This is a genomic window from Methylovirgula sp. 4M-Z18 (assembly GCF_037890675.1).
Classification (GTDB): Bacteria; Pseudomonadota; Alphaproteobacteria; order Rhizobiales; family Beijerinckiaceae; genus 4M-Z18.
Genome location: NZ_CP149574.1, coordinates 2,098,603 through 2,123,797 on the forward strand (window position 1 = coordinate 2,098,603; position 25,195 = coordinate 2,123,797).

The 25,195-nt window shown below is 59.5% G+C and carries 23 protein-coding genes and 2 pseudogenes; 15 read left to right on the forward strand and 10 right to left on the reverse strand.

The features are described from left to right. Positions 1-321 precede the first annotated feature (321 nt). Positions 322-723 (forward strand): methyltransferase family protein, encoded by a 402-nt coding sequence (locus V9T28_RS09735; protein WP_199499932.1) that lies wholly within the window; start codon positions 322-324, stop codon positions 721-723. Between the two features lie 13 nt (positions 724-736). On the opposite strand, the gene ssuE is transcribed toward V9T28_RS09735, so the two are convergent. Both ssuE and V9T28_RS09745 read right to left on the reverse strand, forming a co-directional pair. Further along, on the reverse strand, positions 737-1,321 hold the full coding sequence (gene ssuE / locus V9T28_RS09740) for an NADPH-dependent FMN reductase (protein WP_116398777.1): 585 nt from the start codon (positions 1,319-1,321) through the stop codon (positions 737-739). An 86-nt stretch (positions 1,322-1,407) separates the two neighbouring features. Next, the gene (locus V9T28_RS09745) at positions 1,408-2,766 is read right to left on the reverse strand and encodes an LLM class flavin-dependent oxidoreductase (RefSeq protein ID WP_116398778.1); all 1,359 of its coding nucleotides are present in this window, start codon (positions 2,764-2,766) and stop codon (positions 1,408-1,410) included. Between the two features lie 157 nt (positions 2,767-2,923). Here V9T28_RS09745 and V9T28_RS09750 point away from each other — a divergent pair, with 157 nt between their 5' ends. Continuing rightward, on the forward strand, positions 2,924-3,859 hold the full coding sequence (locus V9T28_RS09750; protein WP_116398779.1) for a LysR substrate-binding domain-containing protein: 936 nt from the start codon (positions 2,924-2,926) through the stop codon (positions 3,857-3,859). Between the two features lie 337 nt (positions 3,860-4,196). Here the strand turns inward: V9T28_RS09750 and V9T28_RS09755 are convergent, their stop codons facing one another. Genes V9T28_RS09755 through V9T28_RS09770 form a run of 4 tightly spaced genes read right to left on the reverse strand, consistent with a single transcriptional unit; the run spans position 4,197 to position 6,340 of the window. Beyond that, the gene (locus V9T28_RS09755; protein ID WP_199499934.1) at positions 4,197-4,370 is read right to left on the reverse strand and encodes a hypothetical protein; all 174 of its coding nucleotides are present in this window, start codon (positions 4,368-4,370) and stop codon (positions 4,197-4,199) included. 29 nt (positions 4,371-4,399) lie between these two features. Further along, on the reverse strand, positions 4,400-5,530 hold the full coding sequence (locus tag V9T28_RS09760; RefSeq protein WP_116398781.1) for a WD40 repeat domain-containing protein: 1,131 nt from the start codon (positions 5,528-5,530) through the stop codon (positions 4,400-4,402). A 2-nt stretch (positions 5,531-5,532) separates the two neighbouring features. Then, the gene (locus V9T28_RS09765) at positions 5,533-5,850 is read right to left on the reverse strand and encodes a hypothetical protein (protein WP_116398782.1); all 318 of its coding nucleotides are present in this window, start codon (positions 5,848-5,850) and stop codon (positions 5,533-5,535) included. After that, positions 5,834-6,340, reverse strand: coding sequence for a hypothetical protein (locus V9T28_RS09770; RefSeq protein WP_116398783.1), 507 nt, complete (start codon positions 6,338-6,340; stop codon positions 5,834-5,836). Before V9T28_RS09770 ends, V9T28_RS09765 begins: the two co-directional genes overlap by 17 nt. Positions 6,341-6,901: 561 nt before the next feature. Here V9T28_RS09770 and V9T28_RS09775 point away from each other — a divergent pair. The 9 genes from V9T28_RS09775 to V9T28_RS09815 all read left to right on the forward strand — a co-directional run bounded on the left by V9T28_RS09775 (position 6,902) and on the right by V9T28_RS09815 (position 16,682). Beyond that, on the forward strand, positions 6,902-8,575 hold the full coding sequence (locus V9T28_RS09775; RefSeq protein ID WP_199499936.1) for an aromatic/alkene/methane monooxygenase hydroxylase/oxygenase subunit alpha: 1,674 nt from the start codon (positions 6,902-6,904) through the stop codon (positions 8,573-8,575). A 97-nt stretch (positions 8,576-8,672) separates the two neighbouring features. Continuing rightward, the gene (locus tag V9T28_RS09780; protein WP_116398784.1) at positions 8,673-9,731 is read left to right on the forward strand and encodes an NADH:ubiquinone reductase (Na(+)-transporting) subunit F; all 1,059 of its coding nucleotides are present in this window, start codon (positions 8,673-8,675) and stop codon (positions 9,729-9,731) included. A 52-nt stretch (positions 9,732-9,783) separates the two neighbouring features. After that, a complete protein-coding gene (locus V9T28_RS09785; protein ID WP_116398785.1) occupies positions 9,784-10,842 on the forward strand; it encodes an aromatic/alkene monooxygenase hydroxylase subunit beta in 1,059 nt (352 codons plus the stop codon). Positions 10,843-10,859: 17 nt separating this feature from the next. Beyond that, a complete protein-coding gene (locus tag V9T28_RS09790) occupies positions 10,860-11,228 on the forward strand; it encodes an MmoB/DmpM family protein (protein WP_040968968.1) in 369 nt (122 codons plus the stop codon). A 76-nt stretch (positions 11,229-11,304) separates the two neighbouring features. Further along, the gene (locus V9T28_RS09795; protein ID WP_116398786.1) at positions 11,305-12,327 is read left to right on the forward strand and encodes an amidohydrolase family protein; all 1,023 of its coding nucleotides are present in this window, start codon (positions 11,305-11,307) and stop codon (positions 12,325-12,327) included. Between the two features lie 5 nt (positions 12,328-12,332). After that, entirely contained in the window at positions 12,333-13,130 is a 798-nt protein-coding gene (locus tag V9T28_RS09800) for an iron-sulfur cluster assembly protein (protein ID WP_116398787.1), read from the forward strand. 77 nt (positions 13,131-13,207) lie between these two features. Then, positions 13,208-14,839 (forward strand): molecular chaperone GroEL, encoded by a 1,632-nt coding sequence (locus V9T28_RS09805; protein WP_116398788.1) that lies wholly within the window; start codon positions 13,208-13,210, stop codon positions 14,837-14,839. Between the two features lie 38 nt (positions 14,840-14,877). Further along, the gene (locus V9T28_RS09810; protein WP_116398789.1) at positions 14,878-15,921 is read left to right on the forward strand and encodes an NAD(P)-dependent alcohol dehydrogenase; all 1,044 of its coding nucleotides are present in this window, start codon (positions 14,878-14,880) and stop codon (positions 15,919-15,921) included. A gap of 71 nt (positions 15,922-15,992) precedes the next feature. After that, positions 15,993-16,682 carry an MIP family channel protein gene (locus V9T28_RS09815; protein ID WP_116398790.1) on the forward strand — a complete coding sequence of 230 codons (690 nt, stop codon included), beginning with the start codon at positions 15,993-15,995 and terminating at the stop codon, positions 16,680-16,682. An 82-nt stretch (positions 16,683-16,764) separates the two neighbouring features. On the opposite strand, the gene V9T28_RS09820 is transcribed toward V9T28_RS09815, so the two are convergent. The 3 genes from V9T28_RS09820 to V9T28_RS09830 form a co-directional block, all read right to left on the reverse strand. Then, positions 16,765-18,849 carry a sigma-54-dependent Fis family transcriptional regulator gene (locus V9T28_RS09820; protein WP_116398791.1) on the reverse strand — a complete coding sequence of 695 codons (2,085 nt, stop codon included), beginning with the start codon at positions 18,847-18,849 and terminating at the stop codon, positions 16,765-16,767. A gap of 86 nt (positions 18,850-18,935) precedes the next feature. Next, the gene (locus V9T28_RS09825; RefSeq protein ID WP_116398792.1) at positions 18,936-19,409 is read right to left on the reverse strand and encodes a hypothetical protein; all 474 of its coding nucleotides are present in this window, start codon (positions 19,407-19,409) and stop codon (positions 18,936-18,938) included. Positions 19,410-19,568: 159 nt separating this feature from the next. Then, on the reverse strand, positions 19,569-19,859 hold the full coding sequence (locus V9T28_RS09830) for a ribbon-helix-helix domain-containing protein (protein WP_116399793.1): 291 nt from the start codon (positions 19,857-19,859) through the stop codon (positions 19,569-19,571). Between the two features lie 566 nt (positions 19,860-20,425). On the opposite strand from V9T28_RS09830, the gene V9T28_RS09835 reads away from it, so the two are divergent. From V9T28_RS09835 to V9T28_RS09850, 4 genes and pseudogenes are all read left to right on the forward strand, one after another. Continuing rightward, the gene (locus V9T28_RS09835; protein WP_116398793.1) at positions 20,426-20,821 is read left to right on the forward strand and encodes a VOC family protein; all 396 of its coding nucleotides are present in this window, start codon (positions 20,426-20,428) and stop codon (positions 20,819-20,821) included. 187 nt (positions 20,822-21,008) lie between these two features. Further along, positions 21,009-21,164, forward strand: a pseudogene (locus V9T28_RS09840) (IS110 family transposase); the annotation flags it as partial. A gap of 188 nt (positions 21,165-21,352) precedes the next feature. Then, positions 21,353-21,412: pseudogene (locus V9T28_RS09845) on the forward strand (hypothetical protein); the annotation flags it as partial. A gap of 1,190 nt (positions 21,413-22,602) precedes the next feature. Then, positions 22,603-23,871, forward strand: a complete 1,269-nt coding sequence (locus V9T28_RS09850; RefSeq protein ID WP_116398794.1) for a GGDEF domain-containing protein — start codon at positions 22,603-22,605, stop codon at positions 23,869-23,871. A gap of 292 nt (positions 23,872-24,163) precedes the next feature. Here the strand turns inward: V9T28_RS09850 and V9T28_RS09855 are convergent, their stop codons facing one another. Then, positions 24,164-25,183: an LLM class flavin-dependent oxidoreductase gene (locus V9T28_RS09855; protein ID WP_116398795.1), complete on the reverse strand. Its 1,020-nt coding sequence runs from the start codon at positions 25,181-25,183 to the stop codon at positions 24,164-24,166. Between the last annotated feature and the right edge of the window lie 12 nt (positions 25,184-25,195).

Sequence of the window (25,195 nt, forward strand, 5' to 3'; positions counted from 1 at the left end):
AGGGGGCCCAGCCGTTTCTCGGACTTCATCAGGACCGGGACCAGTGGATCCGTGGCTCATAACCTGAAGGCAGCAGGTTCAAATCCCGCCCCCGCAACCAAATCTCAAGCCCTTGAAACTTAAAAAATTTCAAGGGCTTTTTGATTCTCAGAACATCCCATTCGAAAACCTCCCGTGGAAGCATCCTGGAAGTGCCAGGACGAAAGCTCCAGCGCAAAATCGGCGGAAACTATTTCCGCAATGTGTGCCAAAGCTGCAACGGCTCAAGGCTGCACAGGGACCTGCGAGGCATCGACCTGCGGGCCAATGGGGAGCTCACCCTTGAGGCCGTGCTGGGCCACTTGCGATAAACTTATCTGTGGCCACAAGCCCGCATGTTTTGGCGTCGGTTTAGCGGTCCGCCTCGCCTTCAGCTGGCGGGCGCACCTGCATCTCGGCTGGCTCTGGTCGGGAACGGCCACGGCCACGGCCGAAAACCATGTCGTCGACACCGGACCACATGGCCTCGTTCGACACCCGATCGGTACGGGATTGCTTGTCGGCATCCTTGCCACAATGGTAGCAAAAGGCACCGTCCGGGGTATTGCCGGCGCCATCTTTCTCACCATCGGCATCGTCATGAAACCCAGGCTGGAAAGGCGCTTCCTGCGCGGCGGACTCGTAACGGCCTATGACGACTGCGCCAGCCGCGTTCCTATGCTGGTACCGTTCGCGCCAGCCTAACACGCAACCCGCCCTATTTGACCTCGTTTGGCGGTCGGGGATGACCGAGCATTGACGCCCGGTGATCATCGGTAAGGGAATAAACGAAGTTGTCACATGCGAAGCGCAGCCCCGCCCAGGAAGGGTCGCCCAGGGCGATATGCTCGCCGCCTCCAGGGAAATCGCTTTCGCCGGCAAAATGCGACTGTACGACATGCCTCGCGCCCATCGACTGGAAGACTGGCCGCAGCGCATAGTCCAGCGCCAGAACATGCGCCAGGCTTCCGCCGGTTGCCAGTGGTAATACCACCTTTCCCGCAAGAGCAAATTGCGGCAATGCATCCAGGCCAGCTTTCAAAAGTCCAGAAAACGATGCTTTGTAGATCGGCGTCGCGATGATCAGGCCGTGGGCCGCGACGACCTTATCACGGAATGCCGCCAGCGACGGCGCCCGGACGTCGGCGGCTAGCAGGGCGCCGGGGTCGAGATCGCGCAAAGCCACGTGTTCGGTGTCGATATCCCGTGCCCGCAGATCTCCAAGAACCGCTTCAACAAGCCGCACAGTCTTGGATATCTCGGACGGACTTGCGGATATAGCCAGAACTTTTCGCTCGCTCATGACATGAACCCTTTGCCACCTTGTGCCCACAGAGCCAAACGCTGCCGGGTAGCATTCCTCTTCGAATTCAAACGGGAGACGAGCGCTCAGGCACTCGCCTCGGCGGTTTCGCGTGCCGTCGCGAATGAATTTCGCGGACGCGCCAATCCCAGCCGGTCGCGCAAAGTTCCGGGTTCATACTCGGTCCTGAACAGTCCGCGCCTTTGCAGTTCCGGCACGACCGTCTGCATGAAATTCATCCAGTCGTCGGGCAGAAGCGGGAACATCAGATTGTATCCATCGGCGGCACCGGAGATGAACCAGGCTTCGAGCTGATCGGCGACTTGCGAAGGTGTCCCGGCCACAAGCGGAACCGAGCCCGTATTGGCAATCTTGCGTGCGAGCTGTCGTATGGAGAGACCTTTGTTTGCGTCATCCTTCACGAGCGCAAGCCAGGTCCGCCACCCGTTGAACGTGCCGACATCGGGCAGCTCCGGGATCGGTCCGTCGGGCGGATAGACAGAAAGATCCACACCCGCCCAACTCGAGAGCAGATCGATGGCGACGGCATCGAGCATCAGCGTCTCCAGATATTCCTGCTTCTCCTGCGCCTCGGAGGCCGAGCCTGCGACGATCGGCAAGATCCCCGGGATCAGCTTCAAGCTGTCCGACGTGCGGCCGAACTTGGCCATCCGGTCGTTCATGTCGGCACGGTAGGCAAGGCCCTGCGCCTCGTTGCGAAGGATGGCGAAATGCACCTCGGCATGCGCCGCAGCCAGGTTCTTGCCCGCATCCGACGAGCCCGCCTGAACGATCACCGGATATCCTTGTGGCGGTCGCGGAATATTGAGCGGTCCCCTGACCTTGAAGTGCTTTTCATGGTGGTTGAGGTAGTGGATATATTCGTCATTGGCGAACAGCCCTGATGTCTTGTCGATGATCAGGGCATCGTCTTCCCAACTGTCCCACAGAGCCTTCGTGACACGGAGGAATTCCGCCGCCCGCTCGTAGCGCAGCGCATGGTCGATGTTGGAATCGCGCCCGAAATTGACGGCCTCCTCCTCGAGGGCCGTCGTCACCACGTTCCAACCGACACGGCCATTGCTGATATGGTCAATCGAGGCGAACATGCGGGCCGTGTTGAATGGCTCGGTGTAGGAACTCGAGGCCGTCACCATGAAGCCGATGTTCTTGGTGATGGCCGAAAGCGCGGAGACCAGAGACAGCGGTTCGAGCCGGGGGTTGGCGTAATGCGCCAATCCGCTACCGAACGTGTTCCAAACGCCCAGATGGTCGGCGATGAAAATCGTGTCGAGCTTGGCGCGTTCCGCCGCTTCCGCCAGACGACGATAGTAATCGAGCCCGAAAATCTCATGGCGCGGCGCGCGCGGGTGTCGCCAGGAAAGACGGTGGTCGCCTTGTGGGTTGTAGAAGAAGGCGGCCAAAATCATGCTTCGACGCGACATGCAAAATACGTCCTTGTGTGATCGGCTATTTGGTCGGCAGCGCCAGCCTTGAAGGACCATCCACCGCCTACTGAACACCACCTTAGGCAAGATCAGCCCTTCCCAAAAAAGATTATTTTTGCGAGAAAGATAAGCTCAGCTTATCTATGGTGGTCAGATGGCAAGTGCCCCATCCCTACGCGGCCTGCAGGCGTTCGAAGCCGCCGCACGGTCGGGAAGTTTTGTCGCCGCGTCTGAAGAGCTTGCGGTTTCGGCTGCTGCGATTAGCCAACTCATTCGCGCGCTCGAGGATCAGGTGGGACGTAAGCTGTTTCACCGGATCAATCGACGCGCCGTGCTGACTGAGGCCGGAGTGGAAATTTTCCCGCGGCTTGCCGGTGCATTCAATGAACTGAGGAATGTCTCCCGCGAACTGAGTGGCGGCGAGCAGCGGTCCACGCTGGTCGTGTCCGTGGCGCCATCCGTGGCGATGGGGTGGCTCTCCTCGCGCTTGTCGGGGTTCATCGATAGCCATGGTCCGGTCGATATCTCTCTTCGGGGAGAAGATGATCCGGTTCCGTTCGATCGTGACCTCATTGACATACGCCTGTCCTACGGGGGCTCCCACTATTTGGAGCACGTGACGGAGGAACTCGTCACAGATGCCGTCTATCCGGTGTGTTCGCCAGACTTCCTGACCAGGTATGGTCCCATCGCGTCTCCAGCACACTTGCATTCCGTCCCCCTAATCCATACCGACTGGGGACCTTCGAGCGCTTCCTTTCCATCTTGGCGCAACTGGTTCGAGGCCGCGAATTTAACGCCAGGTCGTCATATCCAGCACGGTATGACAGCAAATTCCTCGATGGCTGCACTTGATCTCGCTCGAGCCGGGCTGGGCGTAGTGCTCGCGCAGGGAATTTTCTGCGCGCGTCAGGTCGAGGACGGCGAGCTTGTCGTGGCCGTCAATCATGTACTTGAACTAGGTAATCCGTATTGCATCACGATACCGCGCCGGAGCACGCAGCGTTCCGTAGTGGCGGCGTTCAAGACGTGGTTCGCGGCGGAATGCATTCGTAGCGTCAAATCGCCAGCAACAGCGTCGTTTCGGTAGCGATTTTCACTCCCGTTCCGCTGCTATTTCGTCAATTTCCCTTTCCCTTGGAGCCGCTTGGTCTCACTTTCCAAGCTTGCGCATCCGATCCGTGTCCAATCCTCTAACGATGTAAAGCGGGTTCAGAGGGTGAGAGGGCCCTAACGTAGAATAGAGTACATATAGGCGGGGCTGCTTCACCTACTCAGTCAACTTTGGCCGCCGATGCCGGTTCCGCTGATCTCGGCGGTCAGAGTGGTGGTGGCTGCGACGGCGACCATGGCATAGCGCCGGTGGCATAAATTGGCCCTGCGCCACAGGATCGCCTGGTCGCTCGAGGAAGCGGCGGTCTCTTTGGTTAGTTGGTCTTCAAGTGACCGGCACGGTTCTCGGCGATCCACCGGGCGGCGAGCAGCAGCGCGCCCATGCTGAAATCCTTGCCATGCTTGGCCACCATTTCTTCCGACAGCTTGGCAAGCCGTTCGAAAAATTCGTCCTTGCTCGTGTCCTCGGGGGTCGGTTTGGTCTGCATGTTCTCCTCCTTGTTCATGCTGCCTAGTGCTATTGTTTAAAGATCTGGGCGGGAAAGGTGACGATTGCCGCGGTGCCGTCGATGGAACCCATTGCCAGATGTCTTCCATCGCCCGACCAGGCAAGCGCGGTGATCGCATTGCCCAAGGTTCTGACGACCAGTTCGTCCCGCGCACCGATCTGGGCGATGGTGATACGGCCATCGGCATAACCGGCCGCGACGAGTTTCTTCTCGGGATGTGCTGCCACCGTCTCGACCGGAACCAGTCCAGTGCGGCCTGTCAACAGAGCCCCCGAGGTTTCGTCTTCAACTGGCGGGGCGGTCATCGACCAGCCGGCGATCCGGAAGGCGCCCGATGCAAACAGCGCATTCTCCGGCAAGCTCCAGCATACCGATCGCACCGGCGATGGAAATCCAGCGACGATGCCGGTGCGGCCATCGGCCATGCTGACCAAGGCAAAGCCTCCTGTTTCGAGCCCGCAGGCCAGCCAGGTCCCGTCGCCACTCCAGCGGATCGATATCGGGCGCGCCGCAAAGGAGACCTCGCGCGTGCGGCCGGCATCGCCGTCGGTGGCCCAAATCGACAGTCCATTTTCCCCGCTGCAGGCGATACGCGTCCCGTCAGGTGAGAAGGCAATCGCGGCCGTGGACGAAGCAGCGCCGCGGCGCAGTCGAATTGCATCACCTTGGCCGCGCGTCAGGAAGACTTCGTGTCCGTCGCTGAAGGCTGTCGTGGCCGTTCGCGGGTGGTGGTCGATGGCGACGATCGCTCCATCGATCTTGACCAGCGTCTCCGTAATGTCGCCGCTCGCTGTCAGATGCATGGCTTCGCCTGCCGCCGTCCCGACAAGGAAGCCGGAGCGAAGGTAGGTGGTGAGCGGGACGCTGCCCTTGCCCAACGCCGCGGTGGCGATCAATGGTGCCGATGGCTTTTCCCTCGGGCGGATCGTCGTCCGGCCGAGATCTCCGCTTATCCTGATCCGCGACTCCGGCGGCTCTTGGTCTGCGACTGCGGCTATGGCGACCGTGCCATCCATGCTCGTGAATGCGACGGTCGAGCCATCGGCGCTGAAGTGCAGATCGGCAGTCGCCGATGGGCGACGCCAGCTTCGTGCCAACAGGTCGAACAAGGTCAGGTTCTGGATCGCGTGCTGGTTCATGGCTATTCCCTTGGTCCGTTTCCACCCGCAAGGCTGCGGTCGACATCCTCGATGTCACCTTCGGCGGCGGCGATGCGTTCCTCGCACGCGACGCTTGCCTCTCTGATTGCCGTGGCGCTCTCTTCAGCTTCATGCAAATCCCGCACCAATTGCGCGCTGGCGCCGTTCCTGCCGATTTCGAGTTCCAGGCGCAGCACTTCCATCTCGATGCCTGCGAGTTTCTGGTTGAGCCGCAGCGCCTCGGCGGTGAGCGCGGAGATGGTGGCGACAAGATCGAGCCGGCGCGCAAGCAACGCATCACGCTCAGCGGTTTGGCCCATCGGATCCTCCTGTCATTTTTTTCTCCCGGGGTATCGGTCCGGGCGGTTTTTCGAAAGCCGACAGCAATTCGGGCAATGTTCCGGTCTGTGATCGGAACTGTTTTTCGACCGTTTCGATGTGGCTCTTGAGCTGATCCCAGATGTCGACCCGCATCATCGCCGTCGTGTCGCCGATGAGGCGTTCGATCTCGACGACGCGGAACTGGCGCGACAGCGAAACGCCGGAAAACACGAAGTCGCGCAGCAGGATTGCGTGGTTCTCAATGAACAGATGGATCATCGGATGCGTTTCCGTGGTGACGCCACCGGCGGCAAGCTCGGCTCGGATGAAGTCTTGGAAGTGGCTCTGCAGGCGGAACTGGCTTTCGCCCATGAAGCGCATGATAAAGACCAGGTCGCGGGGCATCAGCCTGACAAGATCGCCAGCGATGCCATCGGGCAAGCTAGACATCGCCGGCGGTGAACCGCAGCTATCCTTGTCGTTCGGCATGACCTCTCTCCAGCGTTAGGTCCGTATGGGCTGTCTCTTTCAAATAATAGAGGGAGGCGGAGGATTGAATAGACGATATGTATTTTTCGACAATGCCGCAATTTCTAAATAATAATGTTGCAGATGCGAATAGAATGCAAATATTACAGGCGTAAATTACAAGTGTAAAAGAACGTTACAATTGACGACCTCTGCATGCGCCGAAAGGCGGCCAAATTTGTTTTGAACGGCCGGTGGCGCTCGCTATTTCCAGGCTGGCACGGCGCTTGCTTTATTCATTTTCATAAGAAGCCCACCGCGCTTTGACACGGTGCCAAAAGAACGAAGGAACGGAGGAGGCAGGTCAGGCTCGCGTCGAGACGACCATCGCAAATGCGGTTGATGCAGCGAGCCGTGCCAGACACCTCGGAGACCTTTGCCGCGTTCCACTTGGACAGTCCGACCATGAGTCGCGCCTGACTGCGCAACCCTTTGTCGTGCCGTTCGCACTCCCAATGGCGGTGCTGTTTGCCGTCTCACGCCCGGATCAACGGATCCGCGGCTCAAACCTGGTGGAGGCTTATGACGATGTCGTCTTTGACGCTCAACAAGATTACCTCGCAACGCGGCATTTCCGTGGGCGAGGCGACGAAGAAGATTTCCGACCTCGGTTGGAACCCATCCTATGTCCAGGAAGCGATGACGTTTCCGACCGACTACAAGATCGCGAAAGCGCCGCGCGATCCGATGAAGCAAGTGCTGCGCTCCTATTTCCCCATGCAAGAGGAGAAGGACAATCGCGTCTACGGCGCCCTCGATGCCGCACTTCGTGGCGACATGTTCCGCAATGTCGAGCCGCGCTGGGTCGAATGGATGAAGCTCTTCCTCGCCATCATTCCCTTCCCGGAAATTTCCGCTGCCCGCTCGATGGCGATGGTGGCGCGGCTGGCGCCCGGTGAGGACCTCAGAACCGGCTTCACCATGCAGATGGTCGACGAGTTCCGCCACTCCACCATCCAGATGAATCTGAAGAAGTGGTACATGGAGAACTACATAGACCCGGCGGGCTTCGACATCACCGAAGAAGCCTTCGGTAAATGCTATGCGACCACGATCGGCCGCCAATTCGGCGAAGGCTTCATCACCGGAGACACGATGACAGCCGCCTGCATGTACCTGACCGTCGTGGCCGAGACGGCCTTCACCAACACGCTCTTCGTCGCCATGCCGTCCGAGGCCGCCCGCAACGGCGACTACGCCCTGCCGACCGTTTTCCTGTCGGTTCAGTCGGACGAGAGCCGGCACATCGGCAATGGTCACTCGCTGTTGATGGCCGCGTTGAAGGAGCCTGAGAACCATCTGCTCCTCGAGCGCGACATGCGCTATGCCTTCTGGCAGAACCACGCCATCGTCGACGCTGCGATCGGCACCTTCATCGAATACGGCACCACCAATCGCGACAAGTCCAAGGAATCCTATGCGGAGATGTGGCACCGCTGGATCTACGAAGACTACTATCGCACCTACATGCTGCCGCTCGAGAAATACGGCATCAAGATCCATCATGACGATGTGCAGGCAGCCTGGGAGCGCATCACCAAGAAGAACTACGTCCACAAGGTCGGTCAGTTCTTTGCGGTTGGCTGGCCGGTCAACTTCTGGCGCATCGAAGCTCAGACCGACAAGGACTTCGAGTGGTTCGAGCATAAATATCCGGGCTGGTACGCCGAGTTCGGCGACTTCTGGAAATGGTACGCCAAGCTCAGCCGCAAGGGCGAGAAGGTGCTGCTGTTCAACAGCGACGTCGGCTATGTCTATCCGCACCGCTGCTGGTCGTGCCTGGTCCCTTGTCTTATCCGCGAGGACATGGTTGTCGATGAGATCGACGGGCAGTTGCACACCTTCGCCCACGAGCTCGACCGCTGGACCGCCGTTGAAGCGTTCGCCGACGAATATCAGGGCCGTCCGACACCTGCGATGGGCCGCTTCAGCGGCAAGCGCGAGTGGGAGACGCTCTATGACGGCTGGGATCTTGCCGATGCGATCAAGGACCTCAACTTCGTCCGCTCCGACGGCAAGACGCTGATTCCGCAGCCGCATCTGCGCTTCGAAGCCGATCAGCAGTGGACGCTCGACGACGTGCGCGGAAACATCCTCGGGTCACCGCTCAAGGCGCTGCGCAGCATGTCGCCGGCCGACCGGGAGAAGCACCTCGCCGAGTACCGGGCTGGCTTCACCATTACGCCCTTTAACTAACCAACCGCGCGGGGGCCGGCTTCCGACCCCCGCGACTTCCAGAAGAACGCCATTTCCCGTCCGGAGGACGGGTCGGAGAGGAATTGGGAGGTTATCGATGACTGGTGCTCACACGGTACGCCTGGAGCCGGTCGGCGTCGAGTTCGAGGTCGAAAACGGCGAAACGGTCCTGAACGCGGCGTTCCGCCAGGGCATTGCGCTGCCGCATGGCTGCAAGGAAGGGCAATGCTCGGCTTGCAAATGCGTGCTGCTCGAAGGCGAGGTCGACATGCTGAAATACTCGACCTTCGCGCTTAACGATATGGAAAAGGAGAGCGGCCACATCCTGTTGTGCCGGTCCATCGCCTATTCCGACATGCAGGTCGAGCTTCTCAATTACGACGAGGAGGTTCTGGCGAAAGCCATCGCGGTGAAGGCATTCAATGGCCGAATCTCGAAGTTCGAGCATCTGACCCACGACATCCGCGGCATCGAGATCGACCTCGGCTCGCCGATAAAATTCTGGGCTGGGCAATATGTCGACATCACGGTCACCACGCAAAAAGGGGAGACGATTACGCGCTCGTTCTCCATGGCAAATACGCCGGACCAAACCCAAAAACTCTCCTTCATCATCAAGAAATATCCCGAAGGAAAGTTTTCCGGAGAGCTCGATTCCGGAGGAATCCGCGTCGGAGCCGATGTCACCGTCGCCGGGCCCTATGGAACCTGCTTCCGGCGGGAAGAACGGCAAGGCCCCCTGATCCTTGTGGGCGCCGGTTCCGGCATGTCCCCGGTATGGTCGATCCTCAATGATCACCTGAAGAGCGGCGAGAAGCGGGACGTCTACTTCTTCTATGGCGCGCGGACACCCAGCGATCTGTTCTATCTCGACAGGATCGCCGAACTCGCCGGTCGCCATCCGGAGTTGAACTTCATCCCCGTTCTCTCGCACGTCAATGGCGAGGCGTGGGACGGCGAGCGCGGCTTCGTTCATCAGAGTGTCGATGCCAAGCTCAAGCAGCTCGCGGTCGATGGGCAGGGCGACGTCTACGCGTGCGGTCCGCCGCCAATGATCGATGCGCTGCAGCCGGTTCTGTTCATGAACGGGTTCGAGACCGAGCGCATCTTCTTCGACAGGTTCACCACGTCGTCCAGCGCCACCCCGGCTCATTGAGGCAGGCCGGAGCCAGCGACATCAAAGCAACTGCAACAAGGGAGTGAAGACAATGGTAGCAACGTCGAGTTCAGTCGGATCGGGAGCCGCGGGAGCCGCGATCTTTGCCGATTCCGACAGCAGGAAATACCGCTATTTCCAGCCGAAAGGCCAGCGCGCCACCCACTACGAGGATGTCACGGTCGACGTGCAGCCCGACCCCGAACGCTACCTGATCCAGGACTGGATCATTTCCTTCTCGAACGGTAAAGGCGCCTACGTCAAGGACAACACGGCTGCCAAGAGCTCCAACTGGCATGCCTTCCGGGCCCCTGACCAGGAATGGGAGCGGACGCATTACCAGCGCCAGTCGAAGATCGAGACGATGGTGCAGAGCGTTATCACCAATGCCCGCCGTGCTGGCGCGCCGAAGACTTTTGACAAGGTCTGGTCCAAGCTTCTCCAGGCGCATCTGGGCGCGTGGAAGCATGCCGAGTTTGGCCTGGGCACCTCGCTCATGCAGGCGCAGCGCTACGGCTACACGCAGATGATCAACAATGCGACGCTGACCAACTCTTCCTACAAGCTCCGGCTCGCCCAGGACATCACGCTGTATCTCGCCGAAATCGGCATGGACATCGCCGGATGGGACGACGAACTTGGCAAGAAACACTGGCTCGAGGATGGCGTGTGGCAGGGCACCCGCGAGGCGGTCGAGACCATCATGGGCACGACTGATTATCTCGAGCAGTATTTTGCCATCAACATCGTGTTCGAGCCGCTCGTTGGCGAATTGTTTCGCTCGGGCTTCCTCATGCAGGCAGCGGCGGCCAACCATGACTTCATCACACCGCCGGTGATCTCGGCGGCTGAGGCCGACTACGAGCGCAATCTCGCCAACACCATCGACCTGATGTACCTGCTCGCCAACGACGAGAAGCACGGCGCTGCAAACAGGAAGCTCTTCCAGGGCTGGGTGAACAAGCATGGGACGCTGGCCGACAAGGCAGCTGCCGGCCTTCAGCCAATTTGGTCGATGCCGCATTCCAAGCCGATTTCCTTCACCGATGTTCGCGCGCAATCCGAGGAGCGGATCGGCCAGATCCTCGGCGAACTCGGCCTCAAGCGCTGAACTAAGGAGAAGACATCATGTCAGTAGCAGCACGCGACGCCTCGCAGTCCAATATCTTCAAGTCGATGAAGGACATCACTTTCGAGCAGACGATTTCGCACCAATGCGGCGTCACCATGAACGACTCGGTCGAGGCCCGCGCCATCGCCGAATTCATGGGCAAGAAGCCGGGGGTCATCGTTACCTACCAGCCGGCCATGATCCGCATCGATGGCAATGGCAAGCTGATCTTCAAGATGGACGAGATCAGCGAATATCTCGGCCGCGAGATGACCGCGGAAATATTCGAGGTCAACACCTCCACCCATTACGGCCGCATGGTGCGCATCGACGACAACACCGTGATCCTGTTCGGGAACATGGACGAGGTCTTCGAATACATCTGAGCAAGCTTAAGGATTCGGCGTGCGGTCGAGGCGCCGCGCGCCGCCCCCATCAACACTGCGATTGCGGAGGCAAAAAATGTTCATCACACCAGAAGGCAAGGAAATTTTTGTGGTCGACGGCCACACTCATTTCTGGGACGGAAGCCCAGAGAATCAGAAAAACATTCACGGCAAGCAGTTCATCGATTGCTTCTACGCCTATCACACGGGACTGAGTCCGAAGGAGCAGCTGTGGGAGAAGGGCAAATTCGAGAAATACAGCGCCGATGATCTCTATCGCGACCTGTTCATCGACGGGCCCGACGATGTCGCGATCGTCCAGTCCACCTACCTCAAGGATTTCTACAAGAACGGCTTCAACACGATCGAGCGCAATGCGGACGTAGCTAAGCGCTATCCGGAGCGCTTCATCGTCAACGGTGCCTTCGATCCGCGCGACGGTGAGAAGGCGCTGGAGTACATCCACTTCATGAAGGAGACCTACGACATCAAAGGCGTGAAGATGTACACGGCCGAGTGGAACGGCGCCTCCAAGGGCTGGAAGCTCACCGATCCCGACGCCTACAAGTGCTTCGAACTCTGCGACAAGCTCGGCATCAGGAACATTCACGTCCACAAGGGTCCTACGATCATCCCGCTCAGCAAGGACGCATTCGACGTGCACGACGTCGACTATGCAGCGACGGATTTCCAGGGCCTCAACTGGATCATCGAGCATTGCGGCCTGCCGCGTCTCGACGATTTCTGCTGGATCGCGACGCAGGAAACCAACGTCTATGGCGGCCTCGCGGTGGCGCTTCCCTTCATCCATTCGCGCCCTCGCTATTTCGCCGAGGTCATCGCCGAGCTGCTGTTCTGGATCGGGCCAGAGAAGATCCTGTTTGGCTCCGACTATGCGATCTGGACGCCGCGCTGGCTGGTCGAACGCTTGTGGGCCTTCGAACTGCCGGAAGACATAAAGAAGGAGCGAGGCGTCGATCTCACGCCCGAGATCAAGGAGAAGATCCTCGGCCTGAACGCTGCACGTCTCTACAACATCGACATCGAAGCGAAGAAGAAGGCGATCGCAAGCTCGCCCTTCCGCATCGCGGCGGAGTAGAAGCCATGGCAACCGCCAACGTTTCTGACAGCCGCGGGAAGGAACTCTGGCGGCGCCTTGGTGAGGTCAACGACCCCGAACTCGACGAACCGATCACAGAGATGGGCTTCGTCGAGAGGGCCGCGGTGACTGGCGATGGCAGCGTGGAGGTCGATTTCCGCCTGCCGACCTATTGGTGCTCGCCCAACTTCGCCTTCCTTATGCTCGACGGCGTTCGCAAGGCGCTCGATCAGCTATCCTGGTCGCCTGCCTATCGTGTGAAACTGCACGACCATATGTTTGCCGAAGAGGTCAATCGCGGCATCGAAGCCGGCAAGACATTCGGCGACATATTTGCCGAGCTTGCTGGGGACGCGGATCTTGGCGCTTTGCGCGAGACCTTTAGCATGAAGGCATTCAAGCGACGCCAGGAAGCCATATTGCGCGGACTCCGGCAGCACGGCCTCACGGATGCGGAAATCCTCGTGATGGATTTGTCGGCATACGACATCGTCAGGTTCGAGCCGGGCGAAGCGGCCGTGCAGAAGCCGCGATACCGGGCGGCTCTGCTTGAGCGGTTTCCTGACCGCAGCGCGGATGCCCCCGTCTTCGTAACCTGGGAAGGGCAGAAGATCCCACCGGCCGCGCTCAGTGCCTATCTCGCCGAGCTGCGCGGCGTGCGCGTCAACATGGAGTTCAACGGCGCGCTTTGCCGTGGGCTGAAACAGACAAGATACAAGGAACTCAGTGTGATCGACGGCGAACCGACGCTGGTCGATTTCATCATGGACCGCGTGCCGGTGCCCCCCGCGCCGGCCCTCTGAGCAGAGCCGAAAGCAACGGCCTCCCTCGCGCGAGGCTCCCAAGGAACAACCCGCCCGCAAGGCGGGAAGGAGGAATCATGCCCAAAATAATGCTTCACAATTCCGAGGCCCGCCGAGCCCTTGCCCGTGGCGTCTTCAGGCTGGCGGCGGCCGTGGAGCCGACGCTCGGCCCCAAAGGCATGAATGCCATGATCGACCGGCCGATCGGAACGCCAATGGTGACCCGAGACGGCGTCAGTATCGCCTCTGAAATCGAACTGCATGACCGTTTCGAGAACATGGGCGCGCTGGTCGTTCGCGAAGTGTCGATGCAGACCAATGAGGTCGCCGGAGACGGCACGACCACGGCGATCGTGCTCGCCAACGCGTTGATCCAAGGCGGGATCGAAGCGAATGAGCGCGGCGCCAAATCAGTCGATCTCTGCAAAGGTATTGACGTTGCGGTGGCGGCGGTGGTGGCCGCCCTCAAGGCTTCGGCGAAACCCGCCGGGGGCAACGGCATCCTTGCCGCGGTCGCCAACATTGCCGCGACCGATACCAAGCTTGGCGCGCTGGTGGCGGAAGCCCATCAGCGCGTCGGGGCTGAAGGCGTCATCACCACCGATTTCAGCGTGACCACCGAGACCACGCTGGACGTCGTCGAGGGCATGTCCTTCGACCGCGGCTACCTCTCGCATCACATGGTCACCGATCAGGAGAAGATGGAGGCCGTGCTCGAGCGGCCCTACATCCTGATGACTGATCTCAAGATCAAGGAGCCTAACGCGCTCGATACTGCGCGCCGCATCGCCGACGAAGCCAGGCGACCATTGCTGATCGTGTCAGAGGAGGTTTCGCCGGACGTCGTGGTGACGCTGCTCGGCAGGCAGGGTCCAGGAAAATACCTCGTCGTCCATCCGCCCGAATACGGCCATTGGCGCAAGGCCATGATGGAGGATCTGGCGATCATCACCGGCGGCAAGGTGATCGCGCGCGATCTCGGCGGCCGGCTGGAGGATATCACCGCCGAAGATCTTGGAACGGCGGACCGCGTTAGGACCAGTTCGTCGTATACATCGATCATTCGTGGTGGCGGCGACCATGCCGCGATCGCGTCGCGCCGTGCCCAGGTACAGCGGCAGTATGAGGCCGCTCCGCCGAACATCGAGCAGGACAAGTTGCGTGAGCGCCTGGCCAAGCTTTCCGGCGGCACGGCGATCCTCTATGCCGGCGGCGTCACGCCGGTCGAGCAGAAGCGGACCATCCAGCTGATCGAGGATTCGCTGAATGCCGTGCGCGCCGCTTCCGAGGAGGGCGTGGTTGCCGGAGGCGGCTCGGCACTGGCCCAGATCGCGCCTTCGCTCGACAAGGTGGCGGCTGGCGTAGAGGGCGACATCGCCGAAGGCGTGCGCCTGGTGCGCTCGGTGTTGTCGCGGCCACTATGGCGCATCGCCACCAATGCGGGCGCCGATCCGGAGACGGTCGTGGCCGAGGTCACCCGCATCAATGGCGGCTACGGCTACAACGCGTCTGCCGGCAGCTACCAGAACATGTTCGAGGCCGGGATCATCGACCCGGTCCGCGTCACCTACACCGCGCTTGCCAATGCCGCCTCCGTGGCGACGCTGATCCTGACCACTGAAACGCTGATCGGCGATCTCGCTGAAGACGAGGATCCGACCGCCGGCCCGGCACGCGGCGGCGGCTCGGAAAAGCTTGGCCGCGCCTGACGCGGCACCCACCAGAACGATTTTGAAAGGACACCACGATGAAAGCCGCCAGACTCCACCAATACGACCCGCATATGAACGTTAAGCTGAAGATCGAGGAGGTCGCCGCGCCGACGATCACTGCCCCGGACGAGGTGATCGTGCGGGTGGGTGCCGCCGGACTGTGCCGCACCGATCTCCACATCATTGAAGGGGTGTGGAAACCGACTATGGACCCCAACGGCACCCTTCTGCCTTACATCATGGGCCACGAGAATGCCGGCTGGGTCGAGGAAGTGGGCAGCGGTGTCAGATCGGTCAAGCGCGGCGACGCCGTCATCTGCCATCCGTTCCGGTCCTGCGGCATCTGCCTCAACTGCCGGCACGGCGAGGATATGTACTGCGACAATGGCCAGTTCCCAGGTCTTGGTATGAACGGAGGCTTCGCCGAATATTTTATCACCAGCGAACGCTCGCTGATCAAGCTCAACGCCAATGTCACGCCGATTGAGGTGGCGCCGCTGGCCGATGCCGGCATTACCGCCTACCGCGCCGCCAAACGGGCCGCGAAGCTTTTGCGACCCGGAAGCTACTGCGTGCTGCTCGGCATCGGCGGGCTTGGTCACATTGCCTTGCAGTCGCTGCACGCGATTTCAGGCTGTCGGATCATCGCCGTCGATCGTGAGCCGGCTGCGCGCGCGCTGGCCAAGGATCTTGGTGCCGACTTCGTCCTGGACGGCGGGTCGAATGTTGTCGAGGAAGTCAAGCAGATCACCGGCGGCGGCGCCCATGTCGTCATCGATTTCGTCGGCGAACTCGGCGTCGAGAATATTTGTTGGAAGATGGTGCGCAAGGGCGGCCAGCTGTTCGTCGTTGGCTACGGCGGCGCGGTCAACGTCCCGACCGCGCATCTTGTCATCGAGGAGATCAATATCGGCGGCAGCCTGGTCGGCAATTTCACCGAGCTTGTCGAGCTGATGGAGCTCAACGCCGACGGCAAGGTGAAGATGCACTACACTGAGTACAACCTCGCCAGCATCAACACCGCACTCGACGACTTCAAGAATCGGCGATTCACCGGCCGCGGCGTCATCGTTCCCTGAAACGCCCAAACCGAATCTGCACTGAACGATCGCATCTGCTCCGGTCCCGTCATCTGCAAGGAGAGGAATAAATGAACAAGTACATCTGTGAATTCGTCGGCACCTTCGCGCTGGTCTTCTTCGGCTGCGCGACGGTTCTGTTCATGCGCTCCGAGGTCGGCCTGCTCGGCGTTGCCATGGCCTTTGGCCTGTCGGTGGTGGCAATGGCCTATTCGATTGGGCCGATTTCAGGCGCGCATCTCAATCCGGCGGTGAGCTTTGGCTTCTTCGTGTCCGGACGAATGAAATCGAACGATCTCGTCGGCTATGTCGTCGCGCAGTGTCTGGGGGCGATCGTCGCGTCGGCCGTGCTCTACGTGATGGCGCAGGGCAAGGGTGGTGGCTATGATGTTGCCGCCAATGGTTTTGCTCAGAACGGTTGGTCGACCTATTCAATGACTTCGGCGTTTCTGTTCGAAGCCGTCGCCACGTTCCTGTTTCTGCTTGTCATCCTTCGTGCGACCGCTGAGGACGGCGCCGGCGCCCTGGCCGGGCTGGCGATCGGACTGACGCTGGTCATGATCCACCTCGCCGGCATTGCTGTGTCGGGATCCTCGGTCAATCCGGCACGCTCGCTTGGCCCAGCGCTGTTTGCAGGCGGAATCGCGCTATCGCAGCTCTGGCTCTACATCGTGGCGCCGTGCCTGGGTGCTGCCGCCGCCGGACTGGCATTGCGCGCCGGAGTGATCGGCGCGGCCGAGACAGCGGCGCAACCAGCGTAATCGGCCTCGGCCGCTGCCCATTTTGTCGGCTGAAATTCTCCAAACCCATGGCGCGAATGCCATGGTTTTTTTGTGCCGCGCGTCAGACGAATCCGCGTCGGATGCCGTATTGATCGAGCTTGCGGTAGAGCGTTGGCCGCGAGATGCCGAGCCGCCGCGCGACCCGGCTGAGATTGCCACCCTCTACTTCCAGCGCGTTTTTCATCGCCTGGCGTTCCGCCTCGGCGAGCGTACCCTCGGGCCCTGGCGAGGTCGCCGGACTGCTGCTCGACTGCGTGGCTGATGCAGACCCGGCGGCCGTGATGTCCTCGGGAAGATCGTGAAGTTCGATCTCGCGGTCACGCGCCAGGACATGCAGCCGCCCGATGAGGTTCTTCAATTCGCGCACATTGCCCGGCCAACGATAGGCGAGCAGCGCGTCCAGCGCCTCGTGCGAGAATTCCAACGGCTCCTCGCCTGATGTAGCAGCGGTCTTCCGGTTGAAATGTTCGGCCAGCAGCAGCACGTCCTCGCCGCGCTCGCGCAGCGGCGGCACCATGATCGAGACCGCGCCGATCCGATAATAGAGATCGCGGCGGAAGCGGCCCGCGGCAACCTCCTGCTTAAGATCGCGATTGGTCGAGGCGACAAGCCGGACATCCACCGGCCGACCCCGGCTGTCACCGATGCGATGGACCACGCGCTCCTCCAGAACACGCAGCAGAAATGGCTGGATATCAAGGGGCATTTCGCCGATCTCGTCGAGGCTGAGCACGCCGCCATTGGCAAGCTCAAAAACGCCCGGCCTGCCGTCGCGCGAGGCGCCGGTGAAGGCGCCGCCAACATGGCCGAACAGCTCGCTGCCAAACAGATCCTTGGTGATTGCGCCGCAATTCATCGCGATGAACGGATCGCTTGGCGTTCTCCGGCCGCCGGCATGCACAAGCCGCGCAAACAGCTCTTTGCCGACGCCCGTTTCGCCTTCGACCAATAGCGATGCGACGCTGTTCGAGCGGGCGACGCGACAAGCGAGGTCGACGGCGGCAAGCAGCGCCTCGCTTTTGCCGACGATCATGGCGGCTGCATCTTGAAGATGCTTGCCCGCGTCCCGGTGGACCACCGTTATGCTGGAGGCTGCCGGTACCGACGGGAATACAAGTGCTGCACCGCGCAGATCGCCGTCGAGCTTGAGCGGCGTGATATGGCAGGAACGCAGATGAGCTGGCAGTGCCCTGGCGATATCGGCCTCGGAACCGGACGATGGAAGGTTTATCGGCCAGCGACCATGGCTCGCCTCTGTCGGGTCATTTATCATGGCGGGGACTTCGCCGCCGGGCACATTGTTCCGGTAGATGGCGCGACCGCGATGGTCGAGGATCACCAGACCATCTGTTCGACGGTAGCGGGGGGCTGAGGAAATGAAAGCTTCGAGCAGGCGTGTGCGCTGCTCCTGCTGCTGTTCGGCCAGGGCCTTTTCGATCTGGCGAGCCGTGGCGGCGACAAGGGCTGTGTTATGCGGCCGAAAGATCGGCGAGTAGCCCGATAGGTCGACGACACCGATGATCTTGCCGTCCAGCGGATCTCGGATCGGCGCGCCGGCGCACGTCCAGGATTTGATGCCGGCGCAGAAATGCTCGGCCGCATGGACGAACGTCGGCTCGCCGGTCCACAATGCGGTGCCAATGCCATTGGTTCCGACGGCGCCCTCATTCCATTTGCCGCCAATGGCGAGGTGGATATCCATGCCGTTATGCAGGGTCTTCTTGTCGCCGATGGCGTCGATCAGCACGCCGTCGCTGTCGGCAAGAACCAGCATTGCGCCTGTTCCCTCCAGCAGCTGACCGATGGAGGCGAAGGACCGGCGAGCCGCCGAGAGCAGTTCCGCATTGGCCCGCGTCAGATATTCGATCTCATCGCGATCACTGTTCAGCGGCGCCTCAAGTCCTTGCGCGTTGATGCCCCCCGTTGCGCTGCGATACCAGGAATCGTGAATGAGGGACCGGACGGGGCTTGGGCGGACCGGATCGCGGGCACATTTGGGTTCGTCCGCGAGAAAATCTTCCCATGCGCGCATGGTGGCGCGCTCGTCATAGTCGATGTTGCCCAGAACCATTTGCTTGCTGGCCAACGACGCGCGCGCGGGAAGAGCATTGATCTTCATCTGATTGGGGCCCAGATCGCGTTTCATTCAGTCATCACGGAACCTTTGAGACATGCGATTGCTTTATGCTGTTGCGGATTGGATGTGCTGAAGCCAGCCCAATTGCCTGCCGGTCAGTTGATGCCGAGTTTCGCGCCGATGTCGGCGGCAAGCTGGTCTTCAGAGTAGGTGGAAGTGAGGCGAGCCCCATCCAATTTGGCAAGCTCGGTGGCGATGATTTCATCGACCGGCGCAAAGAAGCCATTTTGCTTGGTCGCCAGCACGAAAATCTGTTCACCACCCCTGCTGCGGATATCACCGATGTGATGAAGCTGGCGGCCTGTGTTCTGATCCTTAGAGATCACGCGGCCGTTCATAGTGACCTGGATGGACGGCTTGGCTTCGACCGCAGGTGCCGTGCTGCCGCCAACATGGATGATCAGGCCTTCTGCCTTCGGTTGCTGGCGCGGCTTCTTGGAAGCGGAATAGCCGCCGCCACTGATCTGGTCAGCAAGGCGAACGATGGTCGCGCGGTTCTGTTCGATCAATTTTTTGACCTGAACGTCTTCGCGCCGCAGGCCATCCCGCTTGGAAATGATCTCGACCATGAATCCTCCCAGATTCGTCCTGCGTTGTCGCGGCATTTCCTGTTTGGACTGAACTTCTACACCGCTTCGGTGAAGTTCGCCACTGATATCAGATAGCGCTAAAATTCCATTCGTCGGTGGTAGGCGGCTGCTACACGTTTGATAAATGGTCGACAGGCCCTAGGCCGCCTTGCTCTTCAATTCCGAGTTTCGGCTGTCACGCAGGTAAAGTGCGCATGTCGTACGCAGCATCGAGGCAAAGTTCGGGATCTGGCCATTGATCTCCAGCGCTTCGTCGTACAGCGTCGAGAGGAATTTCGGCGTCGTCATCTCCTGTCCCCTGGCGATCTCATCCAGGAGGGTCCAAAAGGTGGCCTCGAGCTGGATGCTCGTCGAATGGCTGCCAATACGAACCGAGCGATTGACCAGCCGATATCCTCCCGGATCCTGTCCAGCAAAGACCTTACACATGCGCAGACCTCCCGCTTGATATCGCTTTCGGGCGAAAGCACGGCTTTTGGCGCCCATTGGCGCGATGATACCATCCGAAGCGCATTTTCCGAACCGTTTGTAGTGCCTACAATCGAATTTTGGTGCGTAAACCCGCCTTAAGCTAAGCCGGATTATGCAGCGCATGCTGGCGGGTGTGTCTTAACCATCTGATTTAGTGCGTTATTTTATTGCTGGCCGCGAAACGCATCACGGTCGATATTGAAGATATCGTTCGGCGCGATGCACGGCTGCCGCGACTTCGCGTTGCCACGTCAGCGACCTCCAGGCCCGCGCGAAAACACGCTGCGAAGCGGCGTTGAGGTGGGGAAGGCGCACCGCTTCAAGGAGTTCTATGACGACAAGTGGCCGCGATCGGGACAAATGCTGACACGGTTGCGTAAAGTCCGAACCTTCCGCTCGTGTAGGTTAAAGCGCTGAGTAATGCGGGCTAATTTCTCGAGTTGGTAGCCGGCTGCCACCCCTTTCTACAACCAATGGGCCAAGGTCAGCGGTATCCGAGGCTACGCGGCAGACTGGAGGCTCCTTTGGCCAAGGCAATTCATTCGATGATCCGAGTGGTGGAAGAAAACCTTTCGGTCAGTTTTTACAAAAGCGCATTTGGGCTCGATGTCGCGGACCGGTTGGATTTCAACACCTTCACACTAGTCTATCTGCGTAATGCGGAAGCCGATTTCGAACTGGAACTGACGATCAACAAGGGCAGGGGAGAGTCTTACGCGCTTGGCGACGGCTATGGCCACTTGGCATTTTGTGTCGACGATATCGAGGCAGAATACAAGCGTCTGGCGGCAGCAGGCTTCAATCCGCGAAAAATTGTCGAGTTCGAACACGAAGGCACGCTGCTTGCGCGGTTCTTTTTCGTGTCCGACCCCGACGGCTATCAGATCGAGGTGCTGCAGCGCCATGGACGCTACAAATAGGGCGTACCCCCTCAGGGAGTCGACGACGCAAATGTTCGATGGCGGTCAGGGCCAGATCTGCTGTGCAGGCTCCAGGATGCTCATCGAACGGCTCTGATGGAGTGGACGCCCTTCGACGTCATCGATGTGCCAAAATGGAGGTGTTGAGCACCACTTGAAGGAGGCGCCCGTGTGATAGGCCAGCACTATCGGATTGGATTTGGCGAAGAATGTTGTTCAAGCGCACGGAGCGGATGCGTCGGGCAATGTTCTATTCCGCAAGAAACCGCGGAGAGGACAAGTGCTCGAATTTTTCTCGGCCCAGCCTGCGTGCGCGGCGGCGATGGAGGCCTGTGCGAGAGCCACAGCCTGAAGATTTGCTAAGCCGACCGGCGACCGAGGGTAGTTTGATCCTCGGCCACTTCGCGACAACTCGAATTCCTCATGAATTATGGGGCGGCGATGCAGGATTTGAACGACCCCCAGTTTTTTGCGACCGTCGCTTCGCAATAGAATTTCTCCGCGGCCGCCCGCAAGCTTGCCGTTCAGAAATCGCGCGTCAGCCGCGGTATCGCGCGTCTCGAGGAGAGGCTGGGGGCGCTTGGTCCATAGATCTAGGATCGAGGTGGTCGTATTGATTTAGTCAGTGATGACGGTCCTCTGTCGGAGGGCTGGATTCGATCTTCGTCGTTCATGATGCCTGCGAAATGGCCGATAGATGTCGATAGTTCACAGAATTTTTAAAGCCGCCCCGTTCCTAAAAATCCAGCAAATTCAAAAGGCTAACTTATTGACGGTTTCGCTCACGGTATATGTGGGCCAAAATTAGATTTTACGCAATTAAAACAGACGTTTAGGTCGAGAAGAAATAATCGAGCGGGCATAATTCGGATGTCGGCATCACGTTAGAGTGTCGGCAAGCCGTTCGGAAATGCGCATTGCGGCGGATTTCACAGGATCGGATGCATGATAGACATAACGTAGGTTGGTCTGTACCTTCGTGTGGCCAAGCAGTTTGCCAATCACCGGAAGGCATTCACCAATAGACCGCCAGAGGCAAGGGTGTGGCGAAGATCATGAATTCGGACATCTTCCAGACCCTCAGCTTTGCAAATGCGTCGTCAGGGCTTTTGCAGGTCGGTTAGATAGCGCACGCGCTCGTCTTTGAAGCGGTACACTGGGGCGCATTTCCACATCTGCTGAACGGTCCCAAACGAAAAGAAACTATGATTGGATTGAGCGCGCTGGTCCCGCGTGTCGACGTGGACTCACGAGTAATAACGTAACAGATGTGCTCCCGATTTGGCGCCAAGAAAATATGTTGGGGGTCTTTTTGGGGGGGCTCGTCAAAAATCACATTGCAAAATTTATTTATAAAATAAATCCTTACGATTTCAATTAGTTGCCGCCCTCGGCACCACTTCTCCTTTCCATTCACGTCCATAGCTGTCCGCCAGCGTGCCTTCACACATTGATTTTGCTGCGTTATTTCAGAAAACTTTGTCCAGAGATGTCCGTAAGCGCCCACTTGCAGCTAGAAAGGCCGTTGGTATTCTTGGCGGCACAATTTGGCTATAACCGCCGCCAAATCGGTGAAAGTAATCTTTACGCGACCAAACAAAGCGTCTGAAAACCAGACCTATCGAACAGTCCGCCATTTGGCGGAAACACTATCCGGCTTTCGCGAAAGGCGCATCGGAAGTTAAAATTCCACTAGCCACGACAATGAAGCGCTAACAAACTTCTGGCTAGAATCGGTAAACTGGGTTGCGAACGAAAGATGCGCCATTCGGTGGCTGGAGATGGAATTGCACAAGAACGATGTCCCAAAAAACAGGCCGGATATTGGCTTTAAGACTCGGCAGAGCGCATCAAACCCTTTGCCAATGGCAGAGGTGGAACAGCTTCTTAACGGCCGCACCCGAGACATACGTCTCGAAGGCGAACTGCTTCGGCTCTTTCAAGAGCGATCCTGGTCGAGGACGGCCAAGATTATACGCTCATGGATGATCTGGGTGATTTTCATCGATGTCATCACACTGGGGCTTAACGCGATCTTACTTCCAAAAGCGGCTGCACTCTCAATGGTTGCACCAGCCTGCATCCTGCCGCCTGCGGCCTTAGCGACAGCCTTTCTCTGGAGAAAGCCTGGCGCGGACAAGCTTCAAATAACCATTCTTCTTGCAGGCATGTTCTTTATTCTTCTCTCCGTCGCTCTGGTCGGAGTCAATGCGGGAGGTGAATTTTACGAACGGCATTTGAACATTATGTTGTTCGTTGCGGTCTCCGCCATCATCATCTTTGCCATCCCGATGGCAGCGACGGGGATCATCGCAGCAATGGCATTGGGCCTCTATCTATTCTTCCAGATACGCAACCCAGCCATGGCTATGGGCAGCTCAGAGGCAGCCACCCTGTTTTTCACCGCCGGTATCGTTGCAACGATGGTGTCGCGGCGCACCATAACGATCCTCGCGCAAAAAGCCTTTCTGCTTGAGCTTCGGGACAAAAGCCGAGTAGCGGAATTAGCTGATGCAAATGCACGCCTCGAGCTCCTGGCGAGGACCGACTCGCTCACCGGTATCGCCAATCGACGCTGGATGATGGAAATGCTCAATCGCCTTTGGAACGCAGATGTGGCGGGGATGGCCGGTGTTGCCGTGCTGATGTGCGACATCGATCATTTCAAGGCACTGAATGACAGTCTCGGCCACGGTGAGGGCGATCGCTGCCTCGTGAAAGTCGTCGGCATCATCCAGAGCAACTTGCGAGGAAGCCATGATCATGTGGCGCGATACGGCGGAGAGGAGTTCCTAGTCGTTCTTCCGGACATCACTGAAGAGGAAGCAATCGAAGTCGCAACGCAAATCCGGGAAAGCGTGGAGACTGCGTCCCTTCCAAATCCCGCGTCAGGAGTATCGCCGTGCGTTACGGTTAGCATTGGGGTGAGCCACGTAGAAAGTATCCAAATGGCAACGCCAGAGCAGATTCAGAGCCAAGCGGATAAGGCACTTTATCGCGCCAAGGAATCGGGACGAAATCGTGTCGTGCTTCATCAAGGGAAACCGTAGCGTCGCGCTGAGCGTTGGTGCATGGATCCTTCAGTGATGTTGGTTTAGGCGATCCGCTACCTCAAGAACGATTTCAGCGCCGACATGCCCTTCAAGCATAGTGCCAATCCGCCTCCGCCGTCGCCTTGTGGTGCTGACGGCGCAAAGCCGTTCCACCGCATGCTTGTCTGAAACGGGTGGAAAGCAGACTCTCCGCAGCGGTGCCGACAATGTGTCTCTTCTTGGCATAAATCATCAGACAAGTGCCCTAGGCACGGCACCAGCCGATCTCACGTGATGACGTTAAAACCGCCTAGCGCCAGCCAAGCGCCGGGGCCACGTACTTCAGGATCGCTTCGATAACATGAACATTGTAGTCGACGCCCAACTGATTGGGGACGGTGAGCAGCAGCGTGTCGGCTTCGGCGATGGCCTCGTCGTGCTTTAGCTCCTCCACCAATCGGTCGGGCTCGGCGGCGTAACTGCGGCCAAACACGGCGCGGGTACCGGGCTCGATATCGCCGAACTGGTCCTCGCTCTCGCCGTGGCCGAAATAGGCGCGATCGCGGTCGTCCATCAAGGCGAAGATCGAGCGGCTGACCGAGACGCGCGGCTCGCGCGGGTGGCCGGCCTTCTTCCAAGCGTTCCGGAAAGCTCTGATCTGGTCTGCCTGCTGGATGTGAAGTGGCTTGCCGCTCTCATCGAACTTCAGCGTCGAGCTTTGCAGATTCATTCCGAGCTTCGCCGCCCACTCAGCCGTGGCGTTGGTGGCGGCACCCCACCAGATGCGATCACGCAGACCTTCCGAATAGGGCTCGGGGCGAAGCAGCCCCGGCGGGTTCTGAAACATCGGCCTCGGGTTTGGCTGCGCGAAGCCATTCCCTTTGAGCACGCCGAGCAATACCTCGGTATGGCGTCGCGCCATGTCGGCATCCGTCTCGCCTTCGGCTGGGGCATAGCCGAAATAGCGCCAGCCATCGATCACCTGCTCCGGCGAACCGCGGCTGAGGCCCAGTTGCAGGCGCCCACCGGCGATCAGGTCCGCCGCTCCCGCGTCCTCCGCCATATACAGCGGATTTTCGTACCGCATATCGATCACCGCAGTGCCGATCTCGATCCGGCTGGTCTTCGCGCCGATCGCGGCGAGGAGGGGGAAGGGCGACGCCAGCTGACGCGCGAAATGATGGACCCGAAAATACGCACCGTCCGCCCCCAATTCCTCGGCGGCGACGGCGAGATCAATGGATTGCAGCAGTGCGTCGGCGGCCGAACGAGTCTGCGACTGAACGGACGGCGACCAGTGGCCGAACGAAAGGAAACCGATTTTCTTCATATGAACCCCGAC